Genomic DNA, 14,630 nt, shown 5'->3' with positions numbered 1-14,630 from the left:
CCTCTCCCCCGGCCACCCCGCCGGCTGACGCGTCCCTCACCAGACCTCCGTGCACCGGATGGCGCACTGCGCCAGAGGGGGAGGCGGCTAGCGGGGGGCGGTGTGCTCGGCGAGCCGGCGGAGCAGGCCGATGATCTGGTCGCGTTCGTCCGGGCGGAGCCAGCCGAAGAGCCGCTCCCCCACGTCGGCACCGGCGCGCCGCCCGCTCTCCAGGGTGTGCCTGCCGTCATCGGTCAACATGACCGAGTACGCCCGCCTGTCTTCCGGCACCCGCTCGCGCCGGACCAGCCCAGCGCGCTCCAGCGCGTCGATGATGCGCACCATCGTCGACTTGTCGATGCCGGTCAGGTCGATGAGGCGCCGCTGGCTGGACGGCCCGTACATGTCCAGGGCGAGCAGCATCGTGAACTCGCGGACGTCGATGCCGAGCGGGCGCAGCTCGTCGTTCATCCCCGCGCGGCTCCGGCCGTGCGCGGTGGCCAGCAGCATGCCGAGCCCCACGTGCCGTGCGGCGGCGTCGCCGTCCTCGGCCAGGATCCGTTCGAGCAGGTCGTCGAGCATGGCCCCATGGTAGGGCGTCCTGATATAGTCTCATATGAGACATTCTCAGTAGAGACGTGGGCGGCGCTTCGACTGAGCCGAACGGAGACGGCCATGCCCGAACTGACCCGCCGACGTGCCCTCCAGCTGTCCGGCCTGACCGCGGCGGCGACCGCGCTGCCCGCGACCGGCGCCGCGGCGAGCCCGCCCCGGCCCGCACGCGGCAGGATCGACACCCACCACCACGCCGTCCCGCCCGCCATGCGGCAATGGGCGGTCGACCAGGGCATCCTCCCGCCGACCGGTGGCCCGTCCTGGGCCCAGTGGACCTTGGAGAGCACGCTCCGGACCATGCACGCGAACGGCATCGCCGCCGGCGTCGCGTCCGCGCCGGTGCCCGCCGAGATCTTCCAGGACCGCGCGACCGCCGTCTCGGGCGTCCAGGTGTGCAACGAGTCGCTCGCCGCACTGGCCCGCGCCCACCCCGCCCGCTTCGGCTTCTTCGCCAACGTGGCGATGCTCCACCCGGACCTGGCCCTCACCCAGGCCGCCCACGCACTGGACGACCTCGGCGCCGACGGGATCCTGCTCAACACCTCGGCCGACGGCCACTACCTCGGCGACCCGATGTTCGAACCGCTCTTCGCCGAACTCGACCGCCGCCGCGCGGTCGTGTTCACCCACCCGGTCGCGCCCAAGGGCATCGTCGAGGTGCCCGAGGTCGGCGACTGGCTCGCCGACTACCTCCTCGACACCACCCGCACCGCACTCAGCCTGATCGCCGCCGGAACACTCGACCGGCACCGCAACGTCTCGGTCATCCTGTCCCACGGCGGCGGTTTCCTGCCGTACATGGCCGGCCGCGCCGAACGCTCGCACCGAGAGGACGGCGGCCCGTTCCCGGCGGACATGCGCCCCACCCTCCGCCGCTTCTACTACGACACGGCCCTGCCGACGTCCCCGTACGCCACTCCGACCTTGCTCAACGCAGTAGGCCCCGACCGCATCCTCTACGGCACCGACTGGCCCGCGAACACGGCCCGCGAGGTGACCCTCAACACCAGAACCCTCGATCACGACTCGTCCCTCAACAACCGAACCCACCGCGCCATAACCCGCACGAACGCCCTCCACCTCCTACCGCGTCTAGCCGCCCGCCTCACCCGCTGACCGCGTCCCCGCGCCCGCCCCGCATTCGGGGGGCGGGCGCGGGCGGTCAGGTGGTGCTCTACAGGGTGGTGGCGGTTCGGACGAGGAGGGCCAGAGGGCGGGAGCGGCTGTGCGGGGGCCAGGCGATCACTGTCGTCACCTTCGGTGCGTCCAGGATGGGGACGGCGGCCAGGCCCTCGCGCAGGTAGGTCGCGGCCGATTCGGGGAGGACGGCGGAGGCGCGGCCCAGTGCGATGAGTTGCAGTAGCTGCGCATGGTCCCTCACCTGGGGGCCGGGGCCGTCCGGGTAGGTGCCGTCGGAGGCGGGCCAGCGGGGCATGGGGAGACCGGGCAGGTCGGTGACGTCCGCCATGCGGAGGTGCGGCCGGGTGCTGAGGGGGTGCCCGGCGGGAAGGAACGCGACCTGGTTCTCTGTGCGCAGTTCCTCGGTGTCGAACCCGGCCGTCGAGTCGAACGGGCGGTGCAGCAGGGCCACGTCCGCGCGGCCGTCGCGGAGCAGCCGCTCCTGTTCGCCGGGGCCGCACAGGAGGACGTCAACGGAGATCGCGCCTGGTTCGGCGGCGTAGGCGTCCAGCAGCTTCTGCAGGAGTTCGCTGGACGCGGCGGCCTTCGTGACCAGGACGAGGCCGGGTTCCACGTGGGCGGCGCGGCGGGTGCGGCGGTCGGCGGCGTCGACGGCGTCCAGGGCCGCTCGTCCTTCGCGGAGGAGTACCGACCCGGCTCGGGTGAGGGCGACGTTGCGGTTGGTGCGTTCGAGGAGGGTCACCCCGAGCCGTCGTTCGAGCTTCTGGATCGCCCGGGAGAGCGGCGGCTGTGCGATGCCGAGCCGCTCGGCGGCACGGCCGAAGTGCAGTTCCTCGGCGACGGCGACGAAGTACCGCAGCTCCCGCGTCTCCATACCGGCCACGATACCCGGGAGGTATCACCGCCCACCCAGTTGGTGTTGGAGGTTCCGGGTGGGGCGCGCGCAGGCTTGAGACATGAGCGAACAGAAGGTCGCGCTGGTCACCGGCGCGAACAAGGGAATCGGTTACGAGATCGCGGCCGGGCTCGGCGCCCTCGGCTGGAGCGTCGGCGTCGGCGCCCGGGACGACGGACGGCGGGACGCCGCCGTGGAGAAGCTGCGCGCCGACGGGATCGATGCCTTCGGCGTGCCCCTCGACGTGACCGACGACACGAGCGCGGCCGCGGCCGCCGAGCTGGTCGAGGGGCGGGCCGGACGCCTCGACGTGCTGGTCAACAACGCCGGGATCACCGGCGGCATGCCGCAGGAGCCGACGAAGGTCGCCCCCGAGACCATGCGGACGGTCGTGGAGACCAACGTCATCGGCGTCATCCGCGTCACCAACGCGATGCTGCCGCTGCTGCGCCGGTCGGCGTCCCCGCGCATCGTGAACATGTCGAGCACCGTCGGCTCCCTGACCCGGCAGAGCGATCCCGACGCCGGGACGGGCCCGATCGCCGCCGCCTACGCGCCGTCCAAGACGTTCCTCAACGCGGTCACCGTCCAGTACGCCAAGGAGCTGGCCGGCACCGGCATTCTGATCAACGCCGCCTGCCCCGGCTTCTGCGCGACCGACCTCAACGGCTTCCGCGGCGTCCGCACCCCCGAGCAGGGCGCGGCGACCGCGATCCGCCTCGCCCAGCTCCCGGACGACGGCCCGACCGGCGCGTTCTTCGACGACGACGGCCCCATCCCCTGGTAATACCGGAATGGCCGAACCCTGGACCGCCTCCGTTCAGGGTTCGGTCCGTGCGGGTGCTCGGACGTCGGCGCGGCCCGTGTGCAGGTAGCGCGCGCGGCCCTCGCCGTCGTCCCCCAGGAACGCGACCGGGCCGTGGCCGGGCTCCGCAGGCAGGAGGGAGTCTCCGCGCCAGCCGAGCAGTTCCGTCCGGTACGGCTCGTCGCCGGCCTCCACCGCCAAGCCGAGGGGGACCTGCTCCAGCCACAGCCGTCCCTGTGCGTCGGCGCTCACCGTGGTCTCGCTCGTGCTCGACACGTAGACGCCCGCGCAGCGGCCGGCGTCCGGGCGGGTCGCGGGATCCGGGACGGGCTCAGCTGGCAACTCGACGACCCTGCCGAGGATCTCCTTCATCAGCCGCTTGCGGTCGCCGCCGTTGGTGAAGACCGCCACGGACAGGTCGCGGCCGGGGTCTATCCGCAGGACGGCCGACTGGCCGATGGTGTTGCCGTCGTGGCCGAAGACCGGGCCGCCCGGCAGGTCGTAGAGCTCCCAGCCCAGGCCCCAGGCCGTCCCCCAGCCGATCTCCGGCAGGGCGACCTGCGGCTCCCGCATCGCCCGCAGCCCGTCGTCGGTGAGATGCGACCGGGCGAAGGCCAGCAGGTCGCGCGGGGTCATGGCGAGCATCGAGCCGGCGGGCGCGTTCGAGCGCGCCATCGCCCAGGCCGGTGCGGGCCGTCCGCCAAGGTGGCCGACGGCCGCGCGATGCAGGATCGCCTCGTACGGATCGCTCGACGCGTGCGTCATGCCCAGCGGCGTGAACAGATGGTCCCGCATGCACTGGTCGAACGGCCGGCCCCGCACGACCTCGACGATCCGGCCGAGCACGCAGTAGCCCGCGTTGTTGTAGGAGAACATCTCGCCGGGCTCGAAGATCTGCGGCACGTCGGCCAGCAGTTCCACGTACCGCTCCAGGCAGTTGTCGCCCTTGCCGGTGTCGGTGAACACGTCGCCCTCGAACCCGGCCGTGTGGCACAGCAGCTGCCGGACGGTCGCCTCTCGGAAACCGGGAATGCAGGCGTCCACCGGGGCGTCGAGTTCCACCAGCCCCTCGGCGACGAGGCCCATCACCAGGGTCGCCGTCAGCGTCTTGGTGATCGACCCGATCTGGAACACCGAGTCGACCGTCGCCGCCACGCCCGTCGCCGTGCTCAGCACACCCGCCGCCGCCTCGACCACCCGTCCTCCGGCGTCGACGGCGACCGAGACCCCCGGTACCCCGTGCTCCTCCGCAAGCCCCGGCAACCGCTCCCGCAGCCACGCCTCGACCTCGTCGATCTCCATCCTCATCCGCCCACCGTAGAAGGCCGCGCCGGCACCCGGCGCCCCGCGGACGGGCCGGTCACGGGCGCGGTGGGTTCAGCATGGGGACGAGGAAGCGGCGGGCCAGGGCGGCGACCTGGTCGTCGTCGTCCAGGTCGACGAGGTGGCTCGGGATCGCCAGGAAGGACGCGGATATCCGGACCATCAGCTCGGCCACGTGGTCGATGTCGAGGTCCGCCGAGACGGTGCCGGCGCGCTGCTCGTGGCGGAGCTGGCCCGCGACGAACTGCCGGACGGTGGCGAGCGTCCGCCCCCCGTCGCTGATCATCGACGGGACGACCAGGTCCGGTTCGGTCGCGATCAGGCCGCCGATGAGCGGGTTGCGGCGGATGGCGCGCAGCGAGCTGACGAAGCCCAGCACCACCCGGTCCGCGGCGGTCTCGGCCTGCCCGATGTCGAGCAGGAACTGGTCGAAGTAGCGGCGGAACTCCCGGCGCACCACGTGCTCGACCAGCGCGTCCTTGGTGGCGAACCGCCGGTAGACGGTGATGCGGGAGACCCCGGCCCGGCGGGCGACGTCCTCCATGGTCGAGCGCTGGACGCCCATCCGGGAGAACTGCTCGTAGGCGGCGTCGAGGACGCGCGTCCGGGTCTCGTCCTTGTCGTCGACCTGCTCGACCGCGTCGGTGTAGGCGCGTTCGAGCACGGACTCCCGGCCCTGCCCGGCCAGGAAGGACAGCACAGAATCCACGAGGCTCCTCCCGAGACGCCCGATTCCGCCCAATCGTAACCATCGTCACGTTAGGTCTTGTGATGACGGACACGTTGTGCTGTTATTGGCGCTGTTACAGATGATACGCGGAAACGGTCCTTGTTTCACCGTATCAGCGAGGTTCTCTCGGCCACGGAGGAGTGAAGGCATGGAGAAACCCAGCAGGCGCCATGTGCTCGCGGCGGGTGGGACGTTGGGGGCGTTCGGCGCGCTGAGCGTCGCGACGCCCGCCCAGGCGTCCTCACTGTGGACGTGGTCCCCCAAGGGGTCGGTCGCGGGCTACGGTGACGGCGCCGACCCGACGTGGGTCTGGGATCCGGAATGCGACGAGCTGGTCGCCTCGCTGATCGACAGCGGCGCCGTCCCCGACGTGAACAAGCTGCTGAAGACCTGGACGAAGAACGGCCAGACGCTGCCCAAAGGGCTGCCGGCCGACCTCGCGGCCTTCATCGAGAAGGCCCGGCGGCTCCCGTCCTGGACGGACACGGCCAAGCTCGCGAAGGCGTTCGAGTTCAACGAGAAGCGCGGGCTCTACCTCGGCGTCACCTACGGCTTCGCCAGCGGGATGATGAGCACGGCCATCCCCAAGGAGGCGCGCGCGGTCTACTACTCCAAGGGCGGTGCGGACATGCGGGACCGCATCACCAAGACCGCCAAGCTCGGCTACGACGTCGGCACCGAGAAGGCCTTCGATCCCGAGGGCGAGATGATCGTGACCTGCGTCAAGACGCGGCTGGCCCACTCGGGCGTGCGGCACCTGCTGCCCAAGTCGCCGAACTGGTCGAAGGTCGCCGACGAGAGCATCCCGATCAGCCAGGCCGACATGATGGTCACCTGGCACAGCCTGCCCACGACGGTCATGAAGCAGCTGGCCAAGTGGCAGGTTCCGATCCCCGCCGACGAGTCCGCGGCCTTCCTGCACTCCTGGCAGCTCACCGGGCACATGCTCGGCATCAGGGACGAGTACATCCCGAAGTCGTGGGACGAGGCGAACGCGCAGGCCGAGCAGGTCCTGAACCCGGTCCTCGCGCCCACGCCGGAGGGCGTCAAGCTCGCCGACATGCTGCTGAACCTGGCCTCGTTCATCGACCTCGGCTTCCTGTCCAAGCCCGTCCTCGGCGCGCTCACCCGGTACGTGCTCGGGGACGAGATCGCCGGCTGGCTGAAGATCCCGCGGGAACCGGTGTGGGACCCGATCTTCGAGAACCTCTGGCCGCCGTTCGTCGCCGTCCGGGAGGGCATCCTCGACCTGACCGACGCGCCGAAGCAGCTGCGGCAGGTCTACTGGCTCTTCGACGAGATCATCCGCCAGGTGGTCCTGTTCGTCCTGTCCGGGGCGAACTACCCGATCAGCATCTCGATCCCGACGACCAACAACCCGAACTACCCGTGATCACGCACGTCGCCTTCCGGCACCCCCGTCAGGTGAGGTGCCGGAAGCCGACGTCGCCGGCGCACCGCACGGACCGCTGCCGATCACCATGACCGAGGAGGAGCAGGCCCGGGGAATGGACAGCGCCTTCGCGGACGACCGAGCGGCGGTATCGGCGCCCGTTACGCGGCGGCCCCGTGACCGGCGGCCAGGGCGGTGCCGATGATCCAGCCCATGCCGAAGGCGGAGAGCAGCCCGTTGCCGGACATGTAGCCGTCCGAGTGGGGGCCGGCCAGGCCGCAGGCGGTGCCGCCGCCCGCGTACAGCTTCGGGATCGGTTCGCCTTCGCCGTCGAGAACACGGCCGGACGGGTCGATCACCAGGCCGCCCTGGGTGGCGAGCAGGCCGTGGGTGACCCAGGCGACGTGGAAGGGCGCGGTGAGCCGGCGGCGTCCGGGCAGCGGGGTCAGTGCGCGCTCGGTCTCCTCGACCGTGCGGCCCAGGGTCTCGGCCAGATCCTCGATGGACGGACGGTCCTGGACGGCGCCCGCGGCGAGGCATTCGCGCATCATCTCCGACTCGCGGGTGGCGGCCATCGCGGTGGCGTCCCAGATCATCGCGGCGCGCTCGCCCCGCTGTCGTTGAAGGACGCCGGCCAACGACGAGTAGCCCTTGGACTCCTCGTCCACGAAGCGTTCGCCGTCGAGGTTTACGAGGACGGCGCCGTTGAACTGGAGCGCCGGGGACACGCGGGTGCCGTGGCCGGCCACGACGAGGCCGGAGCGGAGCCCGGCGCCCATGTTCCGCAGCCGTCCGCCGAGCCGCAGCGCCCAGGCGAGCGCGTCGCCGGTCGAGGTGGAGACGCCGCCGTAGAAGGGCGTCCCGAGGTGGGGCAGGTGTTCCTCGACCAGCGCCCGGTCGGCGGCGAACCCGTCGGCGGCGAGGACGACGGCACCGGCCCGGACGCGTTGCAGCGCCCCGTTCTGGGAGACGACGACCCCGGCCACCCCGTCGTCGCCGGAGACGAGGTCGACGACGGGCGCCTCGTCCACGAAGGCGATGTTGTCGTGGCCTTCGAGGAGGCCGCGCAGGTGGCGCGTGAGCCGGCCGCCGCCCAGCCGCCCGGTGTCGGTGTGCAGGCGCGGGGCCGTCATGCCGGCGCGGGGCATGTCGGTGCCGATCTCGATGGGGTGGCCGGTGCCGGCGATCCACTCCACGAACGCGGGGGCCGCCGCGCAGAGCGCCTCCACGACCGGGCGCCATTCCTCGTCGCCGCTGGCGCGCAGGATGTCGTCGGCGTGCCGCTTCGGCGAGTCGTCGATGCCCGCGGCGGCCTGGAAGCGGGTGCCTCCGGCGGCGAGGGAGCCGGAGGAGATGGCGGCGTTGCATCCCTCGCGGGCCGACTTCTCGAAGACGGCGACGACCAGGTCCGGGTTGCGCGCCGCTTGGAGCGCGGTCATCATGCCGCAGGCGCCGCCGCCGACGACGGCGACGTCCACGTCGGTGTCCCAGGCGGTCACGACAGTGCCTCGGACGTGCCGTAGAAGTCGCGGGCGGCGTCGATCAGCGGGCGGGGCGGCCGTGCCCCGTAGAAGCCGGTCCGGGCGGGGGCGAGGCCGGTCGCGTGGAACTGCGCGGCGCGCACCTCCGCCACCCGGACGCAGGTGCCGAGGGAGTCGAGCACCGGCACGTCGTCCACCCGCGACAGGCCCTGGTCGGCGAGGAACACGTTGAGCGGACCCTCGCCGGGGACGATGACGTTCGCGCCCTCCCCGATCGCGGTGCGGGCGGCGCGGGTGAACGCCTCCAGCAGCGGCTCCGGGTCGGCGTATGCGGCCATCACGTCGGTGAACTCGGCCTCCACCTGCACGATCGGGCCGACGAGCCGATCCAGCCGGTAGGCGCGCATGTTGCGGCGGAGCTGCGGTTCCAGGGCGCCGATGAAGTTGACGATCCCGACGCGGTCGCCGAGCGCGGCGGCCATCAGCACCGACGTCTGCCCGAACGCGATGACGGGGATGTCGACGACCGTCCTGACCTCCTCGTACGCGGTGTCGGGGATGGTCGCGATGAGGAAGGCGTCGTATCCCTCGTCCTGCGCGCGCAGTGCCGCGTGCACGAACTGCTCCCGGTGCAGGCCGGCGAGGTAGGCGTAGCCGATGTGCGTCCCCGGATAGTCGGACGGGTACGTGCCCGGCTTCATTCCGTGCAAGTCGATCTCGGTGCCGGGCGCCGCCTGCGACCGCAGGTGGCGGGCCAGCGCGTCCCGGTAGTGCGGGACGTCGTCGAGGACCGTGAACGACTGGTGCCAGATGCGCATGGTCACTCCCCCGCCGCTTGGACCGCCGCGTGGGCCGCCGCGTTCGCGCCGGCGATCCGGCCGAACGTCGCGCCGCGCAGCACCGAGGTGGAGCCGGTGTAGTTGGAGTAGTACAGCCCGGTCAGCTCCCCCGCCGCGTACAGGCCCGTCATGGGGCGGCCGTCGCGGTCGACGACCTCGGCGGCGGACGTGGTCTTCAGCCCGCCGAAGCTGAAGACGTTGGCCGCCATGACCGGGTAGGCGGCGAACGGCCCGTCCGCGATGGGCCTGGCCCAGTTCGACTTCGGTACGGCCAGTCCGGCGGTCGCGAGGCCGTCCGGCCTGCTGTGGTCGAAGCCGTCCGAGGGCGGGCAGGCCGCGTTGTAGGCGTCGATGGTCTCTTCGACGGCCGCGGCCGGGAGCCCGAGCAGTCGCGCGAGTTCGCCGACGGTGCCGGCGGTGACCGGCGGGACGTCGGTGCGGACGCCCGCCATCAGGTTCGGCACCGCCAGCCCCCGCTGGTCGAGGATCACCCAGGCGATTCCGCCGGTCTGGGCCTGGATGGAGCGGGTGGTCCGCTCGTACCAGGCGTCGACGGTGCCGCGCGCCTCGTCCACGAAGCGGCGGCCCTCCTTGTTGACCAGCACGCCGTAGGGGAAGCAGAAGATCGCGGCCTCCGGCTCGCCGCTGCGCGGGTCGACCGGCTCGGCGTGGAAGAGCGCGAAGTTCCCGGCGGTCGCGGCGCCGAGCGCCAGCGCCATCTCCAGCCCCTCGCCCTTGTTGTAGTTGCCGCCCTTGGCGACCGGACGGCAGGTCAGCGCCCCGTATCCGTGGTAGCGCGCCATCAGCTCGAAGTTGCCCTGGTAGCTGCCGCTCGCGAGGACGACCGCGCCCTCGAACACGGCGGGCCCGGTCGGGGTGTGCGCGAACACGCCGGTGACACCCCGTCCGGAGAAGGCCAGCCGGCGGGCCGTGGTCTCGAAGTGGAACTCGGCGCCGAGCCCGCGCGCGGCCTCGCCCATCGTCTCGACGATGGCGAGGCCGCCGCCGACCGGCGCCATCCGGGTGGTCGACCGGGTGAGGAACGGCGTCGGCATGAAGTCGAACCGGACGCCGTGGCCGGACATCCACCGCAGCGTCGGCGGGGCCTTCTCGGCGAGCGTGGCGACGTAGTCGGGGTCGATGGTGTGGGTGGCGCGGTAGAGCGCGCTCTGCCTGCGCGGCGGGAGAGCCGCGTCGTTGACGATGGACGGGTCGGGGTGGCCCATGAAGTCGTCCACGAGGGCGTCCTCGAAGCCGTCGGCGACCTCGTCCAGCGACTTCATGCGCAGGAACGCCTCGGTGTGGCGGGTGTTGCCGCCGGTCTCGGCCTCCGGGGAGCGTTCCAGGACCGCGACGCGGGCGCCGCTCTCGGCCGCCGCGACGGCCGCCGACAGGCCGGCGACCCCGCCGCCGACCACGACGACGTCGTAGCGGTGGGTCTGTTCGGTCATGACCGCGCCCCGCTCAGAACTCGAGCTCGGCGGAGCCGACCACGGAGCCGAACAGCGGCAGCATGTTCGTCACGGAGAACTCGTGGAAGTCGGGGCGGAACGAGGCGCACATGTCCTCGACGACGGTCACCTGGAGGCCGGAGTCGGAGGCGTGCCGGGACGCCGACTCCACGACCAGGTTGGTCGCGACGCCGCCGAGGACGACCTCGGTGACCTTTTCGGCGGCGAGGACGTCCCGCAGCGCCGTCCCCACGAACGGGTCGACGCAGCCCTTGTCGATGACGGGCTCGCCCGCGACCGGCGCCAGCGCCTTGACGATCTGCGCCTCGGGAGAGTCGGCGAGCATCGCCCGCTGCTCCTCGTAGGGGTCGAAGCGGGGCAGCCGGTTGGTGCGCAGCTTGTAGGACGGGTCGAACGCCAGCCGCACGTGGACGACGAGCGTCCCGGCGGCGCGGGCGGCGCCCAGCACGCGCTCGGCGGTCGCGAGCACGCCGCGCTCGGCGATCTGCGCGGCGAGCGGCGGCATCCTCAGGTGCGGCCCCTCCTCGCAGAGCGCGACCTGGTAGTCGAGCATGAGCAGGGCCTTCTTGGCGGTGGTCATGGGTCTCCTTAGGGGACGGTGATTACCAGCCGGGGTTAAGCAGGCGGGGGTTACCAGGCGGACCAGCCGCCGTCGACGTACACGACCTGGCCGGTCATGTACGAGGCGGCGGGGCTCGCGAGCAGGAGCAGGGGTCCGGCGAAGTCGGTGTCGGGGTCACCGAGGCGGCCGAGCATCGTGCGCTCGCCGAACCACGCCAGCCGGTCGGGGTCGGCGCCGAGCGCGGCCGTCATCTGGGTGGGGTAGAAGACGCCGGGCGCCAGGCAGTTGACGGTGACGCCGTGCGGGCCGAGTTCGGCGGCCAGCGACCGGGTCACGTTGACGACGCCGGCCTTGGACGCGTAGTACGCCGACTCGGGGACGGGTCCGACACGTTCGGCGTAGACGGTGGTGAGGTTGACGATGCGTCCGCCGCTCCCCTGCCGGGTGAGGGCCTGGCCTGCGGCGCGTCCGACGAGCCAGGTCCCGGTGAGGTTGACGCGGACGACCCGTTCGAACTCCTCGACCGAGGTCTCGTCGTAGGGCTTGCGGAGCATGACGCCCGCCGCGTTGACGACGGCGTCGAGCCGGCCGTGCTCGGCCATGACGGCGTCGATCAGGGCGGTGACGGACGCTTCGTCGGTGACGTCGACCTCGTGCGTGCTCGCCCCGCAGGTCCGCGCGGTGGCGGTGAGGTCGGCGGCGCGCGAGGCCAGGTCGGCGGCGGCGACCGTCGCGCCCGCGCCGGCGAGCGCCCGCGCGGCACGTTCGCCGAGGCCACCGGCCGCCGCGCCGACCACGAGGGCGACCTGGCCCGTCAGGTCGAAGGCGTGCGTCACCACTGGAGTTCGCTCTCCTCACGGGCGGCGTTCCGGCCGGCGAGCCGTCCGAAGACGCCGGACTTCCCGATGGACGTGCCGGTCATGTAGCCGGCGCCGTGGAAGCCGCCGGTGATCTCGCCGGCGGCGTAGAGGCGTCCGATCGGCTCGCCCCACCAGTCGACGACCCGCATGCGGGTGTCGACGGTGAGCCCGCAGTACGTCGCGAGCACGACCGTCCCGGACGGGTGCGCGTAGAACGGCGGACGGTCGATGGGCGTCGGTTCGCCCACTCCGCCCGACAGGTGCGCTCGTCCGAACGGGTCGGGGCGGCCCTCCCCGATCGCGGCGTTGTACTCGGCGACCGTGCGCTGCAAGGAGCCTTCGGGGAGGCCGATCTCGGCTTCCAGAGCGGCGATCGTGTCGGCTTTGAGGAGCATCCCGGCCCGCTCGCGGCCCGCGAACTCGTAGATGGGCACCTCGTCGTTGGCCTGCGCCATCGTCCGGGCGTCGAAGACCTGCCAGGTCGTCACGCCAGGCTGGACGAGCGCCGCGTCGCCGATCTCCTTGTAGTTCTTCGACTCGTCCACGAACCGGCGGCCTTCGCGGTTGACCGCGATCGCGCCCTTGTAGACGGCGAGGATCCCGGTACCGTCCTCGTCCGGGTGCTCGACGTGGAAATGCCCGTAGGTGCCCTTGATGTAGGGGGTGTCGCGCAGCCCGGCACCGAGCGCCATGGCCATCTTGAGGCCGTCGCCCTGGTTGCCGGCGCCGCCCTGCCGCAGTGCGTGCTCCATCTGCGGCGCGAACGCGGACAGCAGGTTCGGGTTCATCGAGAACCCGCCGGTGGCGAGCACGACCGCGTCGGCGAGGACCTCGCGTCCGTCCGCGAGCCGGATGCCGGTCACGCGGGAGCCGTCGTGCAGCAGCCGGGCCGCCGGGGTGTTCAGCATGATCCGCGCCCCGCGCTCACCGGCCGCGTTGAGCAGGCGTTCCAGCATGTGCGTGGTGTCGGACGGGTGGCTGCGCGGCACCGACTGGCCGGACGCGGCATGGATCTCCCCGTACCGGACGCCGTGCCCCTTCAACCAGCGGTACGTCTCCAGTTGGTGCTCGCAGTACAGGTCGACGAGCGCCGGGTCGTTGCGCCGCCTTCCGACCTCGATGAGGTCTTCGCGGAGCGACTCGACCGAGTCGGCGATGCCCTGCTCGGCCTGCTCGTCGGTGCCGGCGAACGCCGACAGCCCGGCCGACTTCACGGTGGAGCCGCCGATCTCGCCGGTCTTCTCCAGCAGCAGCGCGTACTGCCCCGCCTCGGCGGCGGCCAGCAGCGCGGCGCATCCGGCCAGCCCGGCGCCGAGGACCAGGACGCCGACGCGGCCGGGGAGCTCCGTCTCGATCGGCAGGCCCGGGACGGAGCTCACTCGATGCTCCCCAGCTCCCGGTCGAGCGCGGACTCGGCGGCGCTGAACTCCGGCAGGTTGAACAGGTTCTGCCGCTGCGACCAGGTCGCCATCCGGTCGGCCCGGGACGCGGTCTCGCCGTGCTCGCGCAGGTGGGCGAGGGCCTCCCGGCCGGCCAGGTGCATCGAGCGCATCAGGTAGTTGGCGAACAGCACGACGCCGAACCCCAGTTCGGCGTACGCGGCGACGTCCAGCTGCGGAGTCTTGCCGCCCTCCACGACGTTGACGATCAGCGGGATGCCGGCCAGCTCGCGTCCGACCAGGGCGAGTTCCTCGACCGTCCGCGGCGCCTCGATGAACAGCGCGTCGGCACCGGCCTCGGCGTAGGCGCGGCCGCGCTCGATCGCCTCATCGATGCCGTGGGCGGAGCGGGCGTCCGTGCGCGCGATGATCACGAGCGCGTCGTCGGTGCCTGTTTCCGCGCCCCGCGCTTCGCACGCCGCCGCGATCTTGGTCTGCATGTGCCCGGACGGGATCAGCGTGTGCGCGTCGAAATGCCCGCACCGCTTCGGCATCTCCTGGTCTTCGAGCTGGAGCCCGGCGACCCCGGCGCGCTCCAGCAGCCGGACGGTGCGCATCGCCGACAGCGGGCCGCCGTAACCGGTGTCGGCGTCGCAGACGAGCGGGATGCGGGTCGCCTCCGCGAGCCGTCCGGCGTGGTCGGCGACCTCCGCCAGCGAGATCAGCCCGATGTCGGGGAGGCCGAAGCCCGCGTTCGCGAGCCCGGCGCCGGTCGCGTAGACGGCGGCGAAGCCGGCCTCCTCGACGAGCCGGGCGCCGAGGGCGTCGGTCGCGCCGGGCAGCACCAGCGGCTCGATCGCCCCGCCCGGCCGGGACGCGGCGGCGGCCAGCGCGGCGCGCAGCGCGGCCCGCTTGCCGCGGGCGCTCGGCCCCGGCCCGACCCCGGTCAGCGACGACAGCAACCCCGGCTCCCAGGGCGGCGTAAGCGGCACGACACCTCCTCCATGTAGTGATTACTACAGACCTCAACCGTGACACCGGTCACCGCAAAGCGCAACCCCACCACCCCAGCCCCGTTGACCTGCGGCGTGTTGTTGTTATCGGCCGCCTCATAACAACAACACGCCGCAAGTCAACGGGTGGGGGCGTCTCGGGGG

General features: G+C 72.3%; 14 protein-coding genes. 3 read left to right on the top strand and 11 right to left on the bottom strand.

Annotated features, from left to right (window positions below):
- Positions 1-87: 87 nt before the first annotated feature.
- The gene (locus E1284_RS30225) at positions 88-561 is read right to left on the bottom strand and encodes a MarR family winged helix-turn-helix transcriptional regulator (RefSeq protein WP_243714835.1); all 474 of its coding nucleotides are present in this window, start codon (positions 559-561) and stop codon (positions 88-90) included.
- Positions 562-654: 93 nt separating this feature from the next.
- On the opposite strand from E1284_RS30225, the gene E1284_RS30220 reads away from it, so the two are divergent.
- The gene (locus tag E1284_RS30220) at positions 655-1,710 is read left to right on the top strand and encodes an amidohydrolase family protein (protein ID WP_165965482.1); all 1,056 of its coding nucleotides are present in this window, start codon (positions 655-657) and stop codon (positions 1,708-1,710) included.
- Positions 1,711-1,768: 58 nt separating this feature from the next.
- Here the strand turns inward: E1284_RS30220 and E1284_RS30215 are convergent, their stop codons facing one another.
- Positions 1,769-2,608, bottom strand: coding sequence for a LysR family transcriptional regulator (locus E1284_RS30215; protein WP_131943560.1), 840 nt, complete (start codon positions 2,606-2,608; stop codon positions 1,769-1,771).
- A gap of 82 nt (positions 2,609-2,690) precedes the next feature.
- On the opposite strand from E1284_RS30215, the gene E1284_RS30210 reads away from it, so the two are divergent.
- Positions 2,691-3,416, top strand: coding sequence for an SDR family oxidoreductase (locus E1284_RS30210; protein WP_131943559.1), 726 nt, complete (start codon positions 2,691-2,693; stop codon positions 3,414-3,416).
- Between the two features lie 33 nt (positions 3,417-3,449).
- Here E1284_RS30210 and E1284_RS30205 read toward each other — a convergent pair whose 3' ends face one another.
- Together E1284_RS30205 and E1284_RS30200 are read right to left on the bottom strand one after the other, a co-directional pair.
- Entirely contained in the window at positions 3,450-4,742 is a 1,293-nt protein-coding gene (locus E1284_RS30205; protein WP_243714834.1) for a serine hydrolase domain-containing protein, read from the bottom strand.
- Positions 4,743-4,794: 52 nt separating this feature from the next.
- Complete coding sequence (locus E1284_RS30200) at positions 4,795-5,466, bottom strand: TetR/AcrR family transcriptional regulator (protein ID WP_131943558.1); 672 nt, start codon at positions 5,464-5,466, stop codon at positions 4,795-4,797.
- Between the two features lie 169 nt (positions 5,467-5,635).
- On the opposite strand from E1284_RS30200, the gene E1284_RS30195 reads away from it, so the two are divergent.
- Positions 5,636-6,880: an oxygenase MpaB family protein gene (locus E1284_RS30195; RefSeq protein ID WP_131943557.1), complete on the top strand. Its 1,245-nt coding sequence runs from the start codon at positions 5,636-5,638 to the stop codon at positions 6,878-6,880.
- 161 nt (positions 6,881-7,041) lie between these two features.
- Here the strand turns inward: E1284_RS30195 and E1284_RS30190 are convergent, their stop codons facing one another.
- From E1284_RS30190 to E1284_RS30160, 7 genes are read right to left on the bottom strand one after another with little or no spacing between them, the layout of a single operon-like run.
- Positions 7,042-8,379: an FAD-dependent oxidoreductase gene (locus E1284_RS30190; protein ID WP_207924034.1), complete on the bottom strand. Its 1,338-nt coding sequence runs from the start codon at positions 8,377-8,379 to the stop codon at positions 7,042-7,044.
- Complete coding sequence (locus E1284_RS30185) at positions 8,376-9,179, bottom strand: aspartate/glutamate racemase family protein (protein ID WP_131943556.1); 804 nt, start codon at positions 9,177-9,179, stop codon at positions 8,376-8,378. The genes E1284_RS30190 and E1284_RS30185 overlap by 4 nt, the downstream gene beginning before the upstream one ends.
- 2 nt (positions 9,180-9,181) lie before the next feature.
- Positions 9,182-10,651 carry an FAD-dependent oxidoreductase gene (locus E1284_RS30180; RefSeq protein WP_131943555.1) on the bottom strand — a complete coding sequence of 490 codons (1,470 nt, stop codon included), beginning with the start codon at positions 10,649-10,651 and terminating at the stop codon, positions 9,182-9,184.
- Positions 10,652-10,664: 13 nt separating this feature from the next.
- Positions 10,665-11,252, bottom strand: a complete 588-nt coding sequence (locus tag E1284_RS30175; protein WP_131943554.1) for a cysteine hydrolase family protein — start codon at positions 11,250-11,252, stop codon at positions 10,665-10,667.
- 50 nt (positions 11,253-11,302) lie between these two features.
- Positions 11,303-12,073 (bottom strand): SDR family NAD(P)-dependent oxidoreductase, encoded by a 771-nt coding sequence (locus E1284_RS30170; RefSeq protein ID WP_131943553.1) that lies wholly within the window; start codon positions 12,071-12,073, stop codon positions 11,303-11,305.
- Positions 12,067-13,473, bottom strand: a complete 1,407-nt coding sequence (locus tag E1284_RS30165) for an FAD-dependent oxidoreductase (protein WP_131943552.1) — start codon at positions 13,471-13,473, stop codon at positions 12,067-12,069. The genes E1284_RS30170 and E1284_RS30165 overlap by 7 nt, the downstream gene beginning before the upstream one ends.
- Positions 13,470-14,465 (bottom strand): isocitrate lyase/PEP mutase family protein, encoded by a 996-nt coding sequence (locus tag E1284_RS30160; protein ID WP_131943551.1) that lies wholly within the window; start codon positions 14,463-14,465, stop codon positions 13,470-13,472. Before E1284_RS30160 ends, E1284_RS30165 begins: the two co-directional genes overlap by 4 nt.
- Positions 14,466-14,630 lie beyond the last annotated feature (165 nt).

The sequence above is a fragment of the Actinomadura bangladeshensis genome (assembly GCF_004348335.1).
GTDB lineage: Bacteria > Actinomycetota > Actinomycetes > Streptosporangiales > Streptosporangiaceae > Spirillospora > Spirillospora bangladeshensis.
The sequence above is the reverse complement of the archived record's forward strand: the minus strand, read 5'-3'. Positions and strand labels throughout refer to the sequence as shown.

Bases quoted from the DNA above. Each gene is read 5' to 3' on its own strand.
- E1284_RS30225 (WP_243714835.1), bottom strand. From the start codon at position 561: ATGCTCGACGACCTGCTCGAACGGATCCTGGCCGAGGACGGCGACGCC.
- E1284_RS30220 (WP_165965482.1), top strand. From the start codon at position 655: ATGCCCGAACTGACCCGCCGACGTGCCCTCCAGCTGTCCGGCCTGACC.
- E1284_RS30215 (WP_131943560.1), bottom strand. From the start codon at position 2,608: ATGGAGACGCGGGAGCTGCGGTACTTCGTCGCCGTCGCCGAGGAACTG.
- E1284_RS30210 (WP_131943559.1), top strand. From the start codon at position 2,691: ATGAGCGAACAGAAGGTCGCGCTGGTCACCGGCGCGAACAAGGGAATC.
- E1284_RS30205 (WP_243714834.1), bottom strand. From the start codon at position 4,742: ATGAGGATGGAGATCGACGAGGTCGAGGCGTGGCTGCGGGAGCGGTTG.
- E1284_RS30195 (WP_131943557.1), top strand. From the start codon at position 5,636: ATGGAGAAACCCAGCAGGCGCCATGTGCTCGCGGCGGGTGGGACGTTG.
- E1284_RS30185 (WP_131943556.1), bottom strand. From the start codon at position 9,179: ATGCGCATCTGGCACCAGTCGTTCACGGTCCTCGACGACGTCCCGCAC.
- E1284_RS30180 (WP_131943555.1), bottom strand. From the start codon at position 10,651: ATGACCGAACAGACCCACCGCTACGACGTCGTCGTGGTCGGCGGCGGG.
- E1284_RS30175 (WP_131943554.1), bottom strand. From the start codon at position 11,252: ATGACCACCGCCAAGAAGGCCCTGCTCATGCTCGACTACCAGGTCGCG.